Raw genomic sequence first — 15,633 nt, 5'->3', positions numbered from 1 at the left:
GCTCAGCCCTCCGATCCGGAGATCGTCACATCCGCGCCCGACAGCGAACCGCCCGGCAGGACCGTCCCCTGGACCTCGGCCTGGCCGTGAACGGTTCCCCCTGACAGACCCTTCACCCGGGCTCCGGCCACCTCGCCCGCCACGTCACCGGTCAGCTTGGCCGCGCCGACGATGTGGGGCCCGCCGGACGTCTCGCCCGCGAAGACCAGCTCCCGGCCGAAGACCTGTCCGAGCAGGGTACGCAGGTGGTTGGCGGCCTGCGTCAGCTCCTTGTCGGCCGGGTCCACCGGCTTGGCGAACTCGTCACCGGCCAGGTACACCGTCAGCGCCCGCCTGGCCTCGATCAGCCGCGCCTCCAGGTCCGCCACCTTGTCCAGGTCGGCCACCAGGGGCGTGGCCTGCTCGGCCAGGACTCCCGCCGGGGCCTCGATCTCGACCTGCGCCGCCGCGTCCTTCCGCTCCCTGCGGCGCCTGATCAGCTCGGCCGCCTGGTCGTACAGAAACTTGATGCCCTCGCTCAACGCCACCGCGCTCAGCGCGGCCAACGTCACCGGATCCGCCATGCCAGTCTCCTCGCGTGCGCTGTGCCGTCAGCACACCAGAGATTCCCCGCGGGGACCACCTATACGAACCGCCTGAACCGGTCCGTCAGTTCGTGAGTGTGAGCGGGTTGACCAGGTCGGCGTAGACGAGCAGACCTATCATGATCATCATCGCGAGTGCTGCCGCGTACGTCAGCGGCAGCACCTTGGCGATGTCGACGTGCTTGGGCGCCGGCCGGCCATCTTCTCCGGCAGGTTGAAGATCGAGCCCGCCACCCTGGCCGTCAGCGCGCCCATGTACCCGATCACCTGGCCGGCGCTCTGCTGCTGCCTCACCTCGCTGGGCCGTACCCCGAGAAAGCCGACGTTATGTAGTCGAACTCGCATCAGGGCGGCGGGCTTCACCCGGCGGTGGGCGGGGATGGCCGGGTGTCGGTCCAGCCGGACTCCAGCACCACCTCGACCCGGCCGCCCTTCTTCGGCAGGCCGGTGACCTCGTAGGCCAGCACCTTGGAGGTGTCGGGGTCGATGATCAGTCTGCCCCGGGTGGGTTGGCCCCGCTGGATCGGGAAGGTCACGGAGACGCCCGGCCGCCCCCGCGGATCGGTGGTCCGGCCTTCGACCCGCACCGCGGGCAGCGTCGCCAGCGCCTGGTAGGCGGCGCCGCGCACCTGTGGGGAGGCGGGCAGCTGGTACAGGAGTGCTGCCAGGGTGGGCGGCAGGCCGTCCTCCACCGAACCGGCGAAATCCCGATCCCTGAGGATCGCCTCAGCGGCCCGATTCTTCAGGGCTTCGGGGTCGGCGGGCAGCGCCCCGATCTCCTTCAGGGTCATGGGCCTGGCACTCCAGTAGAGCCTCTGCTCGCCCTTGAGCCGAGTGAGCGTGCCCTCACCGGGCGAGGTGGAGTAGACGCCGCCGTCCTTCCCCATCTCCCATTCGGCCGGCGAGCCGTCCCGGCGCCATGCGTCCAGGTCCAGCGGGCGTACGGCAAGCTGCCTGCGGCCGATCCAGCCTCGGCCGTTCTTGGCCACCCACCTCTCCGAGAGGTATGACGTTTCCAGACGGTAGGTGTTGCCGTTCTGGCCGTACGGTCCCGCCGAGCCCACGTACAGCTCCTTGAGACGCCAGTAGGCGCCTTCCGGGGCGGCTCGGGCCTTGGCGGCGGCGGCCAGCAGGATCGACGTGCCCGACAGGGAGGTGCCGCCGGGTGTGGGCGAGGGCGATGCGGTGAAGCTGACCTGGCCGACGAAGACCGCCGCGGCTGCCGCTGCCGCTGCGAGGCCGATGGCGCCGGCCCGCCACGGCAGACGCCGGACCTTCCGGTGCGGGCGCGCCTGGGTCGCCATGATCGCCGCACGCAGCTCGCGCGCGCCGGGCCCCTGATCCGGCGCGTGCGGTGCCGGGTCGATGGCCCTCACCAGGTTGTCGATGTCGCTCATGCTTCCCCCATCGCGATCGTCAAGGACGCCTGCCGCTCCAGCGCCGCCGCCATCCGTTTGCGAGCCCGATGCAGCCGGGTCCGGGCGGCGATGGCCGTACATCCCAAAACCTTGGCGATCCGCCGGCTGGTCAGGCCCTCCCAGCAGGCCAGCGCCAAGACCTCGCGGTCACGTTCAGGCAACCCGTCGAAGGCGGCGCGAACATGGTCCAGATCGACCTGTTCGACCGGCCGGTCGGCTGCCAGTTCCGCGCGCAGCCGTTCGGTCAGCACGGCTCTGCGCATCTCGCCGCGCTGCTGGTTGGCCAGCACGCGACGGGCCACCCCGTACAGCCACAGCAGCGCCTCCTCGCCCTCGGGTACGTCGCCGATGCGCCGCCAGGCGGTGAGGAACGTCTCGGAGATGACATCGGCCGTGTCATCGGGGGAACCGGTGCGCCGGACGGCGTACTGATGTATCGCCGGGTAATACGCGTCATAGACCGCTTCGAAGCGATCTCGGTATGTCACAAGGTCTCCTTGCCGCAAGGTGCCGGACATCTGGTAAATGTCCGGCACCTTGCGGAATGTGGCAGCCGCCCACCTCGCAGTGTCGGCGTCCTGCGTCAGCCCTGTCGTTCCAGAGCCACCTGCTCACGAACCGCGGGCACCACCTGCTCGGCGAAGCGCGTGAGCTGCTCCCGCTGATCGCCCTCCGGCCAGAAGACGAACGCGTCGATACCGTGCCCGACCGCCAGATCCGTCAGCTCGTCCACCCACTGCTCGGCCGGCCCCTTCAGAAACCCCTCCGCCGCGCCGCCCGTAATGGTGCCGCCCGCGTTGTAGACACGCCGGATGTCGGACGGTTCGCGGCCCGCCGCCCGCGCCGCCTCGTCGACGCGGGCGCTCATCTCGGGCAGCCGATCCGGCGTCGCCCACCCCGACGACGGCACCCAGCCGTCGGCCAGACGCCCCGTCAGCGCGAGCGCCTTCGGCCCGCCGGAACCCACCCAGATGCCGATGTCGTGCGCGGGCGCCGGTCCCGTCTGGGCGCCGCGCAGGTGGTAGTGCTCGCCCTCGAAGCGCTGGTTGCGCTCGCCGCTCCAGACGGCCCTGATCACCGTGATCGCCTCCTCCAGCGAGCCGAGCGCCTCCTTGGGTGTACGGCGCGGCCCGCCGTACGCGTCGATGGCGTCCCAGAACGAACCGGCCCCAAGCCCGAGCTCCACCCGGCCGCCGCTCAGCAGGTCGAGGCTCGCCGCCGCCTTGGCCAGCACGGCGGGGTGGCGCAACGGCAGGTTCGCCACGTCGGGGAAGACCGTGATCCGCTCCGTCTTGGCCGCGATGACGCTGAGCAGGGTCCAGGTGTCCACGTACCGGCGCTGGTAGGGATGGTCCTGCACGCCGATCAGGTCAAGGCCGAGCCGGTCGGCCAGTCGCGCGTACTCAATGAGGGGATCGGCGCTGTTCGGCACCAGGAAATACCCGAAGTCCGTCATGACTCTGAGTATGGGACTACTCATGCGCCCGGCCGGGGACGGGCTCACCGTGGCCTCATGGACGCCATGTCACAGACCCGGGCAGCGGCGGCGCGATACGCGAGCAAGCGGGATGACCGCGCGCGCATCCAGCGCCGCCGGGAGCAGACCGGGCAACACATCGTGGACGACGCCGACCAGGTGACCGCCAGGGCCGAGCGGCTCGTCCAGCACGGAACCGTCTCCGTCGCCACCGTGGAACGCCTCTCGGAGCAGAGCCCCGACCGCCTGCTCGAACGCATCGTCGGCGTCTCGGCCGACTTCCAGCCCGCCAACTTCCTGGCCAGGGGAGCGCGGGCCATCACCTCCGTGGGCCGCATCACCCAGGGCTCCAACGGCCGCGCCATCCCCGTCGGGACGGGCTTCCTGGTCGCGCCCTCGCTGCTGCTCACCAACAACCACGTGCTGCCCGACCAGGACAGCGCGGGCGAGGCCGAGGTCGAGTTCGGCGCCGAGATGAGCATCGACAACGACCCGCCCGCCTGGACCCGCTTCCGCCTCGACCCGTCGGCGGCGTTCGTCACCGACGAGGAGCTCGACTACACGCTCGTCCGCGTCGTCCCCGCCGCCGACGGCAGGACCGCCGGCGACCTGTACGGCTGGAACCGCCTGATGGCCCGCCAGGGCAAGATCGTCACCGGCGAGCCGGTCAACCTCGTCGGCCACCCCAACGGCCGGCTCAAGGAGATCACCATCCGCCGCAACGAGCTGACCATGCAGCTCGACCACTTCCTCCACTACAGCGCCGACACCGAACCGGGCAGCTCCGGCTCGCCCGTCTTCAACGACCAGTGGGAGGTCGTCGCCCTCCACCACTCCGGCGTCCCCGGCGAGGACGGCGCCTGGATCGCCAACGAGGGCGTCCGCGTCAGCTCCATCCTGTCCGGCCTGCCCGCCGGCCTGCTGTCCGAGCTGGGCGCCGCCCCGCTCGCCGCGGAGTCGATCGCGCCGGTACGGCAGGCCGGCGCGCCCGCCCGCCCCTCAGCCTTCGGCGGCACCCGCCACCTCGTCTTCCTCCACGGCCGGGGCCAGACGGGCCGAGACCCCCAGACCATGCGCCGCGAGTGGATCGCCGGGCTCAACAAGGGCCTCACCCTCGCCGGCCTGCCGACCGTGGAACCCGCCGACGTGTGGTTCCCCTTCTACGGCGACACCCTCACCGAGCCGCGGGAGTCCCTGATCCCCGCCTCCCCGACCACCCGCGTCGTCTACGAGCAGCTCATCGGCGAGGCCGCCGCGCTCGCCGGCCGCCCCGCCGACGGCCGCCGCGAGGGGCTGCTGACCGGCGTCCAGGGCGCCCTGTCCTGGCTGGCCTCCGCCACGAACCTCGACCACCTCCTGATCGCCGCCGTCTTCCGCGACGTGGCCGCCTATCTTGACGACTCCTCGGTACGGCAGGCCGTACTGGCCAGCGTCGAACGCACCCTCCCGGCCTCCGGCCAGGTGGTCCTCGTCGCCCACAGCCTCGGCACCGTCGTCGCCATGGACCTGCTCACCCGCCTGCCGGCCGCGCTGGAGGTCCCGCTCCTGGTGACCCTGGGCAGCCCGCTGGGCCTGGACGCCGTCCAGGGCCGCCTGCTGTCGGGCGGCCCGCACCGCCCCGACCGGGCCGGCCAGTGGCTCAACGTCTGGTCGCAGTCGGACCCGGTGAGCATCGGCTGCCCGCTGGAGGACGACTGGAAGGGACAGGTGGACGAACGCGCCGTCGACAACCCGCTCCAACGCTCCCACGACGTGGCCGAATACCTGTCCCACCCGCACGTGGCCCGATCCCTGCTACGCCACCTCACATAGGTCGTCATTCAAGCAAGGCAGGATGCCGAAGATCATCCACCTTGACCGCGACGTCCGCCGCCCGCACCGGCCCGACCTCCCGCTCGTACCGCTCATAAGCGGGCAGCCGCCACCGCTCCTCCGCGCCGGCGCGCCGTTCCAGCGCCGCCGCGGACATCCACAGATGCACGCTCAGCTCGGCCGCCAGCCCCCGGCCGAGCAGCAGCGTCCCGTCCAGCACCACCACCCCGCCCGGCGGCACCGTCTGGTACGGCACGCGAAACGCCCGGTCGGCCACGCTGTCCCAGAGCCGGGGGAGCACCTGGCCGGAGCCGTTGAAGACCTCCCTGGCGATGGCCTTCACATCCAGCCAGTCGTCGTAGAAGGAGTCGGGATCGGTCCTGCCGAATTCGAGCCGAAGCGAGGCGGGCCGCAGAAAGTCCCAGGCCGACACCCTGATCACCGGCCGCCCCAGCACACGGAGCGGCTCCGCCAGCGCGTCCGCGTAGCCGTCCGGCCGGGCGGCGGGCGCCCCGTCCACGATCACCCGCGCGGGCGCGTCCCGGGGCAACTCCACGACGCGCCGAACCAGCTCCTCGACCAGCGACTCCGGCGAGATCGGCCGCACCCCCATGCCATGACCCTAGTGCCCGCGCCCTTCCCGAACCCGGGCGGCACCCCTCGATCTCACCCGAGGCCCGGAACGCCGAAAGGCCGGGCTGAGCCCGGCCTTTCGCAGGTGGAGCGGACGACGGGAATCGAACCCGCGTAGCTAGTTTGGAAGACTAGGGCTCTACCATTGAGCTACGTCCGCGCGAGCCGGTCCAAGTCTGGTCTAGACTTCATCCGGTCGTCAGGGCGTAAGCGTACCGGAGTCTCGGGGAGCTTGCGCACCGGGCGCGGCGGGGCGTGGCGCAGCTTGGTAGCGCGCTTGCTTTGGGAGCAAGAAGTCGCAGGTTCAAATCCTGTCGCCCCGACTTGCCTGAACAGCGCGAAGGCCGCTCACCGGAAACGGGAGCGGCCTTCGTCAGGTCTGAACCAGGGATCAGGGTTCGGTGCGAAACAGGGCCCAGACGGCCTTGCCGCCTCTGGCCAGCGGATCCCAACCCCAGCACTGGCTGTAGGTCTCGACGATGTAGAGGCCGCGGCCGTTCTCCGAGATGAAGTCGGGCTCCTTGCGGGTGGGCACCTCGTCGCTCGGGTCGGCCACCGCCAGCAGGACGTGGGGGGCGACGCGCATCAGCAGCAGGGTGAGCCCGTGGTGGCCGCGGGTGTAGCGGACGGCGTTGGTGACGAGTTCGGAGACCACCAGCGCGGCGTCGTCGCTCAGTTCGGCCAGTCCCCAGTTGTGCAGGGTGTCGCGGGTGACGTCACGCGCGGTCTTGACCGAATCGGCCTGAAAGGGGAGCGGGCACGAGGTGGTGTACGGATGGGCCCGGCTGAGCAGGCTGTCGAAGCCGACCTCGCGAGTGATCTGCAGGCAGTCGGCAGTGGCCAGGGGGTCCTCCACCATCCCGCCGCTACCTCCCGCTTGCCCATCGGTTAGTGCATGTTTGGCCCAATATGCACTAGGCCATCATGGGTCACGACGCGCGTAGCTGCAAGACCCAAATGCACGTGCATGTGCAATGTGCAACCGCATGGGCGCTTCGGCCGGATATGCCGAACCGGACACCGGGTTGAGACCTTGTCATACCCGGCGGAGGGATGTCACTGTGTGTCCGGACGTATTGGAGGCAGTGTGACGCAGAACCAGCCGGGTTCCGGACCTACGGCGCTGCGCATCCTCCTCGGCTCCCAGCTCCGCAGGCTGAGGGAGGGCAAGGGCGTCACGCGTGAGGAGGCCGGCCACCTGATCAGGGGCTCGGAATCCAAGATCAGCCGGATGGAGCTCGGCCGCGTCGGCTTCAAGGAGCGCGACGTAGCCGACCTGCTGACCCTTTACGGCGTCAGCGACAACCAGGCCCGTGCCGCCGTCCTCGACCTCGTGAGCACGGCCAACGAGCCGGGCTGGTGGCACCGCTTCAACGACATCCTGCCCTCGTGGTTCCAGGCGTACGTCGGGCTGGAGGAGGCCGCCGAGCGCATCAGGACGTACGAGGTGCAGTTCGTCCCGGGGCTGCTGCAGACGAAGGAATACGCCAAGGCGGTGGTGACCGCCGGTTCGGCCGGCATCAGCGCGGAGGAGATCTCCCGCCGCGTCGACGTGCGGCTCGAACGGCAGCGCGTCCTCGACCGCCCCGACGGCCCGGTCTTCTGGGCGGTGATCGACGAGGCGGCGCTGCGCCGTCCCATCGGCGGCGCCGAGGTCATGCGGGCCCAGCTGGAGCACCTCATCGAGCAGATGCGCCAGCCCAACATCACCGTCCAGGTGATGCCCTTCGACTTCGGCGGGCACAGCGCCGAGGGCGGCGCGTTCAGCATCCTGCGCTTCCCCGACCGCGAGCTGCCCGACGTGGTCTACGTGGAACAACTCGCCAGCGCGCTCTACCTCGACAAGCGAGAGGACGTCGACCGCTACACCGAGGTCATGGAGCGCCTGTGCGCCGTCAGCACCACCCCGGACGAGACGGTGGAGCTGCTGCGTACGATCGCCGACGAGTTCTGAGCGCCGTCACGTCGTTGTTGGGTACGCATCTGCCCTAGACTGGCCAACGGCGTTGGATCCCGCCGTAGCGGAGCATGCCCAGCGCCGCAATGTGGGCGCGGCGCGTGAGCCGTACCGAATGGACGCGCCCGCGCATCACTCGAAGCTTGATCAAGGAGACCACCCCGTGAAGACCGCTGTCGAGGAGCTCAGCCCGACCAGGGTGAAGCTCACTGTCGAGGTGCCGTTCGAAGAGCTGCGCCCGAGCCTGGATGCGGCATACAAGAAGGTCGCGCAGCAGGTCCGCGTGCCCGGCTTCCGTCCTGGCAAGGTGCCGGCCCGCATCATCGAGCAGCGCTTCGGCCGCGCGGTGGTGCTGGAGGAGACCCTCAACGACGCGGTGCCCAAGCTCTACGGCCAGGCTGTCGACGAGGTCGACGTCTTCCCGGTCAGCCAGCCCGACATCGAGGTCACGAAGATCGAGGACGGCGAGCAGATCGAGTTCACCGCCGAGGTCGACATCCGCCCCAACTTCGACGTCCCCGACTACGCGGGCGCCGAGGTGACCGTCGATGCCGCCACGGTCTCCGACGAGGACATCGAGGGGCAGCTCGACGGCCTGCGCCAGCGCTTCGCGACGCTGACCGGCGTCGAGCGCGCGGCCGCCGACGGCGACTTCGTCGTCATGGACCTGCGCGCCGAGATCGACGGCAACAACATCGAGGAGCAGCAGGCCAACGAGGTCTCCTACGAGGTCGGCGCCGGTTCCGTGCTCCAGGGCCTCGACGAGGCGCTCGTGGGCATGTCCGCGGGCGAGGAGAAGACCTTCGGCACCGAGCTGGTCGGCGGCGACAACGCCGGCGAGCAGGCTGACGTGATCATCACCGTCAAGTCGGTCAAGGAGAAGGTGCTGCCCGAGCTCGACGACGAGTTCGCGCAGCTCGCCAGCGAGTTCGACACGCTGGAGGAGCTCAAGGACAGCATCCGCGAGACCGCCCGCCGCAACAAGCTGGTCGACCAGGTCGTCCAGGCGCGCGAGAACGCCCTCGACCTCCTGCTGGAGAAGATCGACATCCCGATCCCCGACAGCGCGCTCAAGGCCGAGGTCGACTCCCGCAAGCACAACCTCGACCACCAGATCGCCGAGTCCGGCCTCAGCCGCGACGCCTTCTTCCGCCTGTACCAGACGACGGAGGAGGAGCGCTTCGCCGAGTTCGACACCAACTCCGCGAAGGCCATCAAGACCGGCTTCGTCCTCGACAAGATCGTCAAGGCGGAGGAGCTGGGCGTCTCCGAGCAGGAGCTGACCAACTTCGTCGTCCGCCGTGCCATGCAGATGGGCGTCCAGCCCAACCAGCTGGCCCAGCACCTCGCCGACAACGACCAGCTGACGCTGGCCATGGTCGAGATCGTCCGCGACAAGGCCAAGGCCGTCGTGGGTGACGCCGCCAAGATCGTCGACTCCGAGGGCGCCGAGATCGACCTCAAGGCCATCTACACCGAGATCAACGGTGAAGAGGTCGTCGAGGAGCCGGCCGACGCGCCGGCCGAGGAGAAGGCCGACGCCTGATCCCAAGGCTCACGAAAGCCCCCAGCCGTCACGGTTGGGGGCTTTCGCCGTTCCGGGGCCCGCGGGGCGGCCCGGAGGGGCGCAGGAGGGCGCCGGGCGGCGGGAAGGTGGACGGTGGGCTCGGCGCCCTTCGGACGGGCTCAGGGTGGGGCACGGAGACCGGTCAAGAGCGCGTCGTATCGGCGGGAACCATGTCCGACGTGAGAAGCGCCCGCAGATCGGGAGCAACTTGGCTGAAGTGGGAGGCGCTGAGCTGGCTGCGCCGTAAAGTATGGGCATCCAACCACCTGCGCCGACAGCGAACAGGTGGGGAGACGGGGCATGACCGCTAGCCGGGGCGCGTTAAGGTCACAAGCAAAGCCAATCGTTACGACGCATCGGAAGGTGAAGCTGTGACCAGCCCGCCGACCTTCAATCAGCCCGAGTCGCGAGGCCGTGAGAACGGCTCGTCCTTCCGGCTTGAGGACCAGCTTTACCAGCGCCTGCTGCGTGAGCGCATCATTGTGCTCGGGCAGGAGGTCAACGACGAGATCGCCAACCGCATTTGTGCGGAGCTCCTGTTGCTCGCGGCCGACGACCCGGACCGCGACATCTGGCTCTACATCAACTCGCCTGGCGGCTCGGTGACCGCCGGTATGGCGATATACGACATGATGGAGTATGTGCCGAACGACGTCGCGACGGTGGCGATGGGCCTGGCCGCTTCCATGGGCCAGTTCCTGCTGTCGGCCGGCGCCAGGGGCAAGCGCTACGCGCTGCCGCACGCGCGCATCATGATGCACCAGCCTTCCGGTGGCATCGGCGGCACCGCCGCCGACATCGCCATCCAGGCTGAGCAGATGCTCTATGTGAAGAAGACGCTGGCCGAGCGGATCGCCGCGCACACCGGCCAGACGCTGGAGCAGATCGAGTCCGACTCCGACCGAGACCGGTGGTTCACGGCCGAGGAGGCCAAGGACTACGGCTTCATCGACCAGGTCGTGCGCAACGCACGGCAGGTGCCCTCCGCGGGCGCCGTCTCCTAGGGGGAGCTGAAGTGAACATCCAGAGCCGCTACGTTCTCCCCTCCTTCGTCGAGCGCACGTCTTACGGCGTGAAGGAGATGAACCCGTACAACAAGCTCTTCGAGGACAGGATCATCTTCCTCGGCGTGCAGATCGACGACGCGTCGGCCAATGACGTCATGGCCCAGTTGCTGACGCTGGAGTCGCTTGACCCCGACCGGGACATCAGCATCTACATCAACTCGCCGGGTGGCTCCTTCACCGCGATGACGGCGATTTACGACACGATGCAGTACGTCCGGCCGGAGATCTCGACCATCTGCCTCGGTCAGGCGGCCTCGGCCGCCGCGGTGTTGCTCGCGGGCGGCACGCCGGGCAAGCGCCTGGCGCTGCCCAACGCGCGCATCCTGATCCACCAGCCCTCCACCGAGGGCGGCGGCCAGGCCAGCGACATCGAGGTCCAGGCCCGCGAGATCCTTCGCATGCGCACTCTCCTCGAGGAGATGGTGGCGAAGCACTCCGGCAAGGAGCCCGCCGAGGTGCGCCGCGACATTGAACGCGACAAAATTCTCAACGCGGAAGAGGCAAAGGCGTATGGTCTGATCGATGACATCATCCCGACCAGGAAGAAGCGGGCACAGGCCGTAGCTTCCTGATGTGATGTGAGGCACCGGAGCGCTGCCCAATAGGGCACGTTCCGGTGCGACTCGCCGCTAGGGGGCTCACTGAGGGCCCAGAAGACGGTAACGTCGAAACCTGAGCGGTTCGGCCAAGTCCGGAGGAAGTCCGGAAACACTGCTCTTGGGAGCAGGGCGGTCCCACGCAAAGGAGTATCTGGGGTGGCACGCATCGGCGACGGGGGAGACCTGCTGAAGTGCTCTTTCTGCGGGAAGAGCCAGAAGCAAGTCAAGAAGCTCATCGCCGGTCCCGGCGTATACATCTGCGATGAGTGCATCGATCTCTGCAACGAGATCATCGAGGAGGAGCTCTCCGAGTCCTCCGAACTCAAGTGGGACAATCTGCCGAAGCCGAGGGAGATCTACGAGTTCCTCGACGCCTACGTCATCGGTCAGGACCAGGCGAAGAAGGCCCTCTCGGTGGCGGTCTACAACCACTACAAGCGGGTGCAGTCCGGCGACCGCGGCAGAGACGAGGGCATAGAGCTCTCGAAGTCCAACATCCTGCTGCTCGGGCCCACGGGCTCCGGCAAGACCCTGCTGGCGCAGACGCTGGCCAAGATGCTCAACGTGCCGTTCGCCATCGCCGACGCCACCGCGCTGACCGAGGCGGGCTATGTCGGCGAGGACGTCGAGAACATCCTGCTCAAGCTGATCCAGGCCGCTGACTACGACGTCAAGAAGGCCGAGACCGGCATCATCTACATCGACGAGGTCGACAAGATCGCCCGCAAGAGCGAGAACCCGTCGATCACCCGCGACGTCTCCGGTGAGGGCGTGCAGCAGGCGCTGCTGAAGATACTGGAGGGGACCACAGCCTCGGTTCCTCCGCAGGGCGGCCGCAAGCACCCGCACCAGGAGTTCATCCAGATCGACACCACCAACGTGCTGTTCATCTGCGGTGGTGCCTTCGCCGGCCTCGAGAAGATCATCGAGTCGCGCATCGGCAAGAAGGGCATCGGCTTCAACGCCATCATCCGCTCGAAGGAAGAGGTCGACACCGTCGACATCTTCGGCGACGTGATGCCCGAGGACCTGCTGAAGTTCGGCATGATCCCCGAGTTCGTGGGACGTCTGCCGGTCATCACCAGCGTGCACAACCTCGACCGCGAGGCGCTCATCCAGATCCTCACCGAGCCGCGCAACGCGCTGGTGAAGCAGTACCGCAAGCTGTTCGAGATCGACGGCGTCGAGCTGGAGTTCACCGACGACGCGCTGGAGGCCATCGCCGACCAGGCGATCCTGCGCGGCACCGGTGCGCGAGGCCTGCGCGCGATCCTCGAAGAGGTCCTGCTGTCGGTCATGTACGAAGTGCCCTCCCGCCAGGACGTCGCCCGGGTGGTCATCACCCGCGAGTCCGTGCTGGAGCACGCGATCCCGACGCTGGTCCCGCGTGACCAACTGGCCAAGCAGCAGCGTCCGCCGCGCGAGAAGTCGGCCTAGCACTTCCCCGCACGACGAAGCGCCCCGCCGGTCGGTGGGGCGCTTCTCCATGTGGAGACGATCCCGTCAACGGCGGCACTAAACTTGGCCGCGTGACAACGCCAGAGCTGCCTACCCAGTACACCCCGGCCGACGTCGAGACCCGGAACTACTCACGCTGGGAATCCGAAGGCCACTTCCGCGCCGATCCGGGCAGCTCCCGCGAGCCGTACTCCATCGTCCTGCCCCCGCCGAACGTGACCGGCGTGCTGCACATCGGCCACGCGCTCGACCACTCCATCCAGGACGCGCTGGCGCGCCGCGCGCGGATGCGCGGCAAGGAAACGCTGTGGGTGCCCGGCATGGACCACGCGGGCATCGCCACCCAGAACGTCGTCGAGCGCAAGCTCGGCGCGGAGGGCCTGTCCCGGCACGACCTCGGCCGCCAGGCCTTCGTGGAGAAGGTCTGGCAGTGGAAGGAGGAGTCCGGCGGCGCGATCCTCGGTCAGATGCGGCGGCTCGGTGACAGCGTCGACTGGTCGCGCGAGCGGTTCACGATGGACGAGGGCCTGTCGCGCGCCGTCCAGACGATCTTCAAGCGGCTCTTCGACGACGGGCTGATCTACCGCGCCGAGCGCATCATCAACTGGTGCGTGCGCTGTCACACCGCGCTGTCCGACATCGAGGTCGAGCACAGCGAGGACGACGGCGAGCTCGTCTCCATCCGCTACTCCGACGAGGTCGTCGTCGCCACCACGCGCGCCGAGACGATGCTCGGCGACACCGCCGTCGCGGTCAATCCCGCCGACGAGCGCTACATCCACTTGATCGGTACGTACGTGGAACTGCCGCTGACCGGGCGGCGCATCCCGATCGTCGCCGACGAGCACGTCGACCCGGCCTTCGGCACCGGCGCGGTCAAGGTCACCCCCGCCCACGACCCCAACGACTTCGAGATCGGCCGCCGCCACTCGCTGCCGTCGCTGACCGTCATGGACGAGCACGGCGTCATCACCGCCCACGGTCCGTTCCAGGGGCTCGACCGGTTCGAGGCGCGGCCCGCCGTCGTGGCGGCCCTGCGCGCGGAAGGCCGCATCGTCGCCGAGAAGCGGCCCTACGTGCACTCGGTCGGACACTGCTCGCGGTGCAAGACCGTGGTCGAGCCGCGGCTGTCGCTGCAGTGGTTCGTCAACGTGGGGCCGCTGGCCAAGGAGGCCGGTGACGCGGTGCGCGACGGGCGTACCCGCATCCACCCGCCTGAGCTGGCCAAGCGCTACTTCGACTGGGTCGACGACATGCACGACTGGTGCATCTCCCGGCAGTTGTGGTGGGGTCACCGCATTCCGGTCTGGTACGGCCCGGCCGGCGAAGTCGTCTGCGTGGGTCCGGACGAGCAGCCGCCTGCCGGGTATGTCCAGGATCCTGATGTGCTGGACACCTGGTTCTCCTCGGCGCTCTGGCCGTTCTCGACACTGGGCTGGCCGGAGAAGACCGCGGACCTGTCCCGCTTCTACCCGACCTCGGTGCTGGTGACGGGGTACGACATCCTGTTCTTCTGGGTCGCCAGGATGATGATGTTCGGCCTCTACGCCATGGACGGGCAGCCGCCGTTCCAGGTGGTCGCCCTGCACGGCATGGTGCGCGACCAGTACGGCAAGAAGATGTCCAAGTCCTTCGGGAACGTGGTGGATCCGCTCGACTGGATCGACCGCTTCGGTGCCGACGCGACCCGCTTCACGCTGTTGCGCGGCGCCAATCCCGGCGCCGACGTGGCGGTCAGCGAGGAGTGGGCGGCCGGCTCGCGCAACTTCTGCAACAAGATCTGGAACGCCACCCGGTTCGCGCTGATGAACGGCGCCACGGTCGGGGAGCTCCCGGCCGACCTCACCGCGGCCGACCGGTGGATCCTGTCCCGGCTGCAGCACACGATCGAGGCGGCCGATGCCGCGTTCGAGGAGTTCGAGTTCGCCAAGGTCTCCGACCTGCTGTACCACTTCGCGTGGGACGAGGTCTGCGACTGGTACCTGGAGCTGGCGAAGATCCAGATCGCGGAGGGGCGCACGGGCACCCGCCTGGTCCTGGGCCATGTGTTCGACGCGTTGCTGCGGCTGTTGCACCCGCTGGTCCCGTTCGTCACCGAGGAGTTGTGGCGGGCGGTCACCGGTGGCACATCGGTGATGGTGGCCCAGTGGCCGGTCGCGGACCCGCGCTATCGCGATCCGGAGGCTGAGGCCGAGATCACCGCGCTCCAGGAGCTGGTGACCGAGGTGCGCCGCTTCCGCTCCGACCAGGGACTCAGGCCGGGCCAGCGGGTCGCCGCACGTCTCGGTCTCTCCGGTACGGCTCTCGCCGCGCAGGAAGGCGCGATCCGGTCGCTGCTGCGGCTGGAGGAGCCCGGTGACGGATTCTTCGCCACCGCGCGGTTCGCGGTGACCGGGGTGAGCGTTGAGATCGACACCGCCGGAGCCATCGACGTGGTGGCCGAGCGCAAGCGCCTGGAGAAGGATCTCGCCGTGGCGCGCAAGGAGGCCGCCCAGGTGTCGGCCAAGCTGGGCAACGAGCAGTTCATGGCCAAGGCTCCCGAGGACGTGGTGGCCAAGGTCAGGGCACGTGCGACGCAGTCCGGCGAGAACATCGCGCGCCTGGAGGCACAGCTCGCGGCCCTGCCGGCTGGGTGATGTTTGGCGGTAACGCATGGAGGGAAGACTCATTCGTTACCGGGAAGTTGGACGTTGTACCTGCGTTGGGCTGCTACAGTTTTCAACGCAGGGCGAGCACGCCCCGATGAGCCTCCGGGTTCGGAGCTCATCGGAACGCTGCTAGGCTCTGAACATCCCAACGACTGATCCGGGTTTCCGGCTGTGTCCGCTTGATTGGACAAGTGCCGGATGTTGGAGTAAGTTAGCGGGGTTGCCTCAAATCCACCCAGATGGCCGGTTTGACAGGGTCATCTGGATCTGGTAAAATAGAGGCAGACGAAATGTGCGCCTCTCGCAGTATCGGGGAGTACGCGTCCGTTTCTTGAGAACTCAACAGTGTGTTAAAAGCCAGTGCATGAAGTATTTCATGCAACACCTCGTCTGGAATATGATGAGTTTTTGCT

The 15,633-nt window shown here is 68.5% G+C and carries 14 protein-coding genes and 2 tRNA genes; 8 read left to right on the top strand and 8 right to left on the bottom strand.

From position 1 onward, the window contains the following. Positions 1-2: 2 nt before the first annotated feature. The 4 genes from ACFWY5_RS55750 to ACFWY5_RS55735 all read right to left on the bottom strand — a co-directional run bounded on the left by ACFWY5_RS55750 (position 3) and on the right by ACFWY5_RS55735 (position 3,458). Positions 3-563 carry a hypothetical protein gene (locus tag ACFWY5_RS55750; RefSeq protein ID WP_379626323.1) on the bottom strand — a complete coding sequence of 187 codons (561 nt, stop codon included), beginning with the start codon at positions 561-563 and terminating at the stop codon, positions 3-5. A gap of 380 nt (positions 564-943) precedes the next feature. Beyond that, positions 944-1,981, bottom strand: a complete 1,038-nt coding sequence (locus tag ACFWY5_RS55745; RefSeq protein ID WP_379640046.1) for a CU044_5270 family protein — start codon at positions 1,979-1,981, stop codon at positions 944-946. Next, complete coding sequence (locus tag ACFWY5_RS55740) at positions 1,978-2,538, bottom strand: RNA polymerase sigma factor (protein WP_379626327.1); 561 nt, start codon at positions 2,536-2,538, stop codon at positions 1,978-1,980. Before ACFWY5_RS55740 ends, ACFWY5_RS55745 begins: the two co-directional genes overlap by 4 nt. 47 nt (positions 2,539-2,585) lie before the next feature. Further along, positions 2,586-3,458 (bottom strand): LLM class flavin-dependent oxidoreductase, encoded by an 873-nt coding sequence (locus tag ACFWY5_RS55735; RefSeq protein WP_379640045.1) that lies wholly within the window; start codon positions 3,456-3,458, stop codon positions 2,586-2,588. Between the two features lie 57 nt (positions 3,459-3,515). Here ACFWY5_RS55735 and ACFWY5_RS55730 point away from each other — a divergent pair, with 57 nt between their 5' ends. Then, positions 3,516-5,291, top strand: coding sequence for a trypsin-like peptidase domain-containing protein (locus ACFWY5_RS55730; protein WP_379640044.1), 1,776 nt, complete (start codon positions 3,516-3,518; stop codon positions 5,289-5,291). Between the two features lie 4 nt (positions 5,292-5,295). Here ACFWY5_RS55730 and ACFWY5_RS55725 read toward each other — a convergent pair whose 3' ends face one another. Then, the gene (locus ACFWY5_RS55725) at positions 5,296-5,904 is read right to left on the bottom strand and encodes a uridine kinase (protein WP_379640043.1); all 609 of its coding nucleotides are present in this window, start codon (positions 5,902-5,904) and stop codon (positions 5,296-5,298) included. Positions 5,905-6,010: 106 nt separating this feature from the next. Beyond that, positions 6,011-6,084, bottom strand: a tRNA-Gly gene (locus ACFWY5_RS55720). 89 nt (positions 6,085-6,173) lie between these two features. On the opposite strand from ACFWY5_RS55720, the gene ACFWY5_RS55715 reads away from it, so the two are divergent. After that, positions 6,174-6,247, top strand: a tRNA-Pro gene (locus ACFWY5_RS55715). Positions 6,248-6,315: 68 nt separating this feature from the next. Here the strand turns inward: ACFWY5_RS55715 and ACFWY5_RS55710 are convergent. Beyond that, positions 6,316-6,783, bottom strand: a complete 468-nt coding sequence (locus ACFWY5_RS55710; RefSeq protein ID WP_379627735.1) for an ATP-binding protein — start codon at positions 6,781-6,783, stop codon at positions 6,316-6,318. Positions 6,784-7,011: 228 nt separating this feature from the next. Between ACFWY5_RS55710 and ACFWY5_RS55705 the strand changes: the two genes are divergently transcribed. The 6 genes from ACFWY5_RS55705 (at position 7,012) to ACFWY5_RS55680 (ending at position 15,208) form a co-directional block, all read left to right on the top strand. Further along, positions 7,012-7,878, top strand: coding sequence for a helix-turn-helix domain-containing protein (locus ACFWY5_RS55705; protein ID WP_379627737.1), 867 nt, complete (start codon positions 7,012-7,014; stop codon positions 7,876-7,878). A gap of 166 nt (positions 7,879-8,044) precedes the next feature. After that, positions 8,045-9,427, top strand: a complete 1,383-nt coding sequence (gene tig / locus ACFWY5_RS55700; protein ID WP_379627740.1) for a trigger factor — start codon at positions 8,045-8,047, stop codon at positions 9,425-9,427. A 392-nt stretch (positions 9,428-9,819) separates the two neighbouring features. Continuing rightward, complete coding sequence (locus ACFWY5_RS55695; RefSeq protein WP_184976093.1) at positions 9,820-10,452, top strand: ClpP family protease; 633 nt, start codon at positions 9,820-9,822, stop codon at positions 10,450-10,452. A gap of 11 nt (positions 10,453-10,463) precedes the next feature. Further along, positions 10,464-11,087, top strand: coding sequence for an ATP-dependent Clp protease proteolytic subunit (locus ACFWY5_RS55690; protein WP_184976096.1), 624 nt, complete (start codon positions 10,464-10,466; stop codon positions 11,085-11,087). Between the two features lie 183 nt (positions 11,088-11,270). Then, positions 11,271-12,551 carry an ATP-dependent Clp protease ATP-binding subunit ClpX gene (clpX, locus tag ACFWY5_RS55685; protein WP_184976099.1) on the top strand — a complete coding sequence of 427 codons (1,281 nt, stop codon included), beginning with the start codon at positions 11,271-11,273 and terminating at the stop codon, positions 12,549-12,551. Between the two features lie 92 nt (positions 12,552-12,643). Then, positions 12,644-15,208 carry a valine--tRNA ligase gene (locus ACFWY5_RS55680; protein WP_379640041.1) on the top strand — a complete coding sequence of 855 codons (2,565 nt, stop codon included), beginning with the start codon at positions 12,644-12,646 and terminating at the stop codon, positions 15,206-15,208. Positions 15,209-15,431: 223 nt separating this feature from the next. Here ACFWY5_RS55680 and ACFWY5_RS55675 read toward each other — a convergent pair. After that, a partial coding sequence (locus tag ACFWY5_RS55675) for a hypothetical protein (protein ID WP_379627746.1) occupies positions 15,432-15,633 on the bottom strand: 202 nt, incomplete at its 5' end.

This window comes from Nonomuraea sp. NPDC059007, assembly GCF_042740555.1.
Taxonomy (GTDB): Bacteria; Actinomycetota; Actinomycetes; order Streptosporangiales; family Streptosporangiaceae; genus Nonomuraea.
Note: the sequence above shows the minus strand (reverse complement) of the source record. Positions and strands in the feature narration are given on the sequence as shown.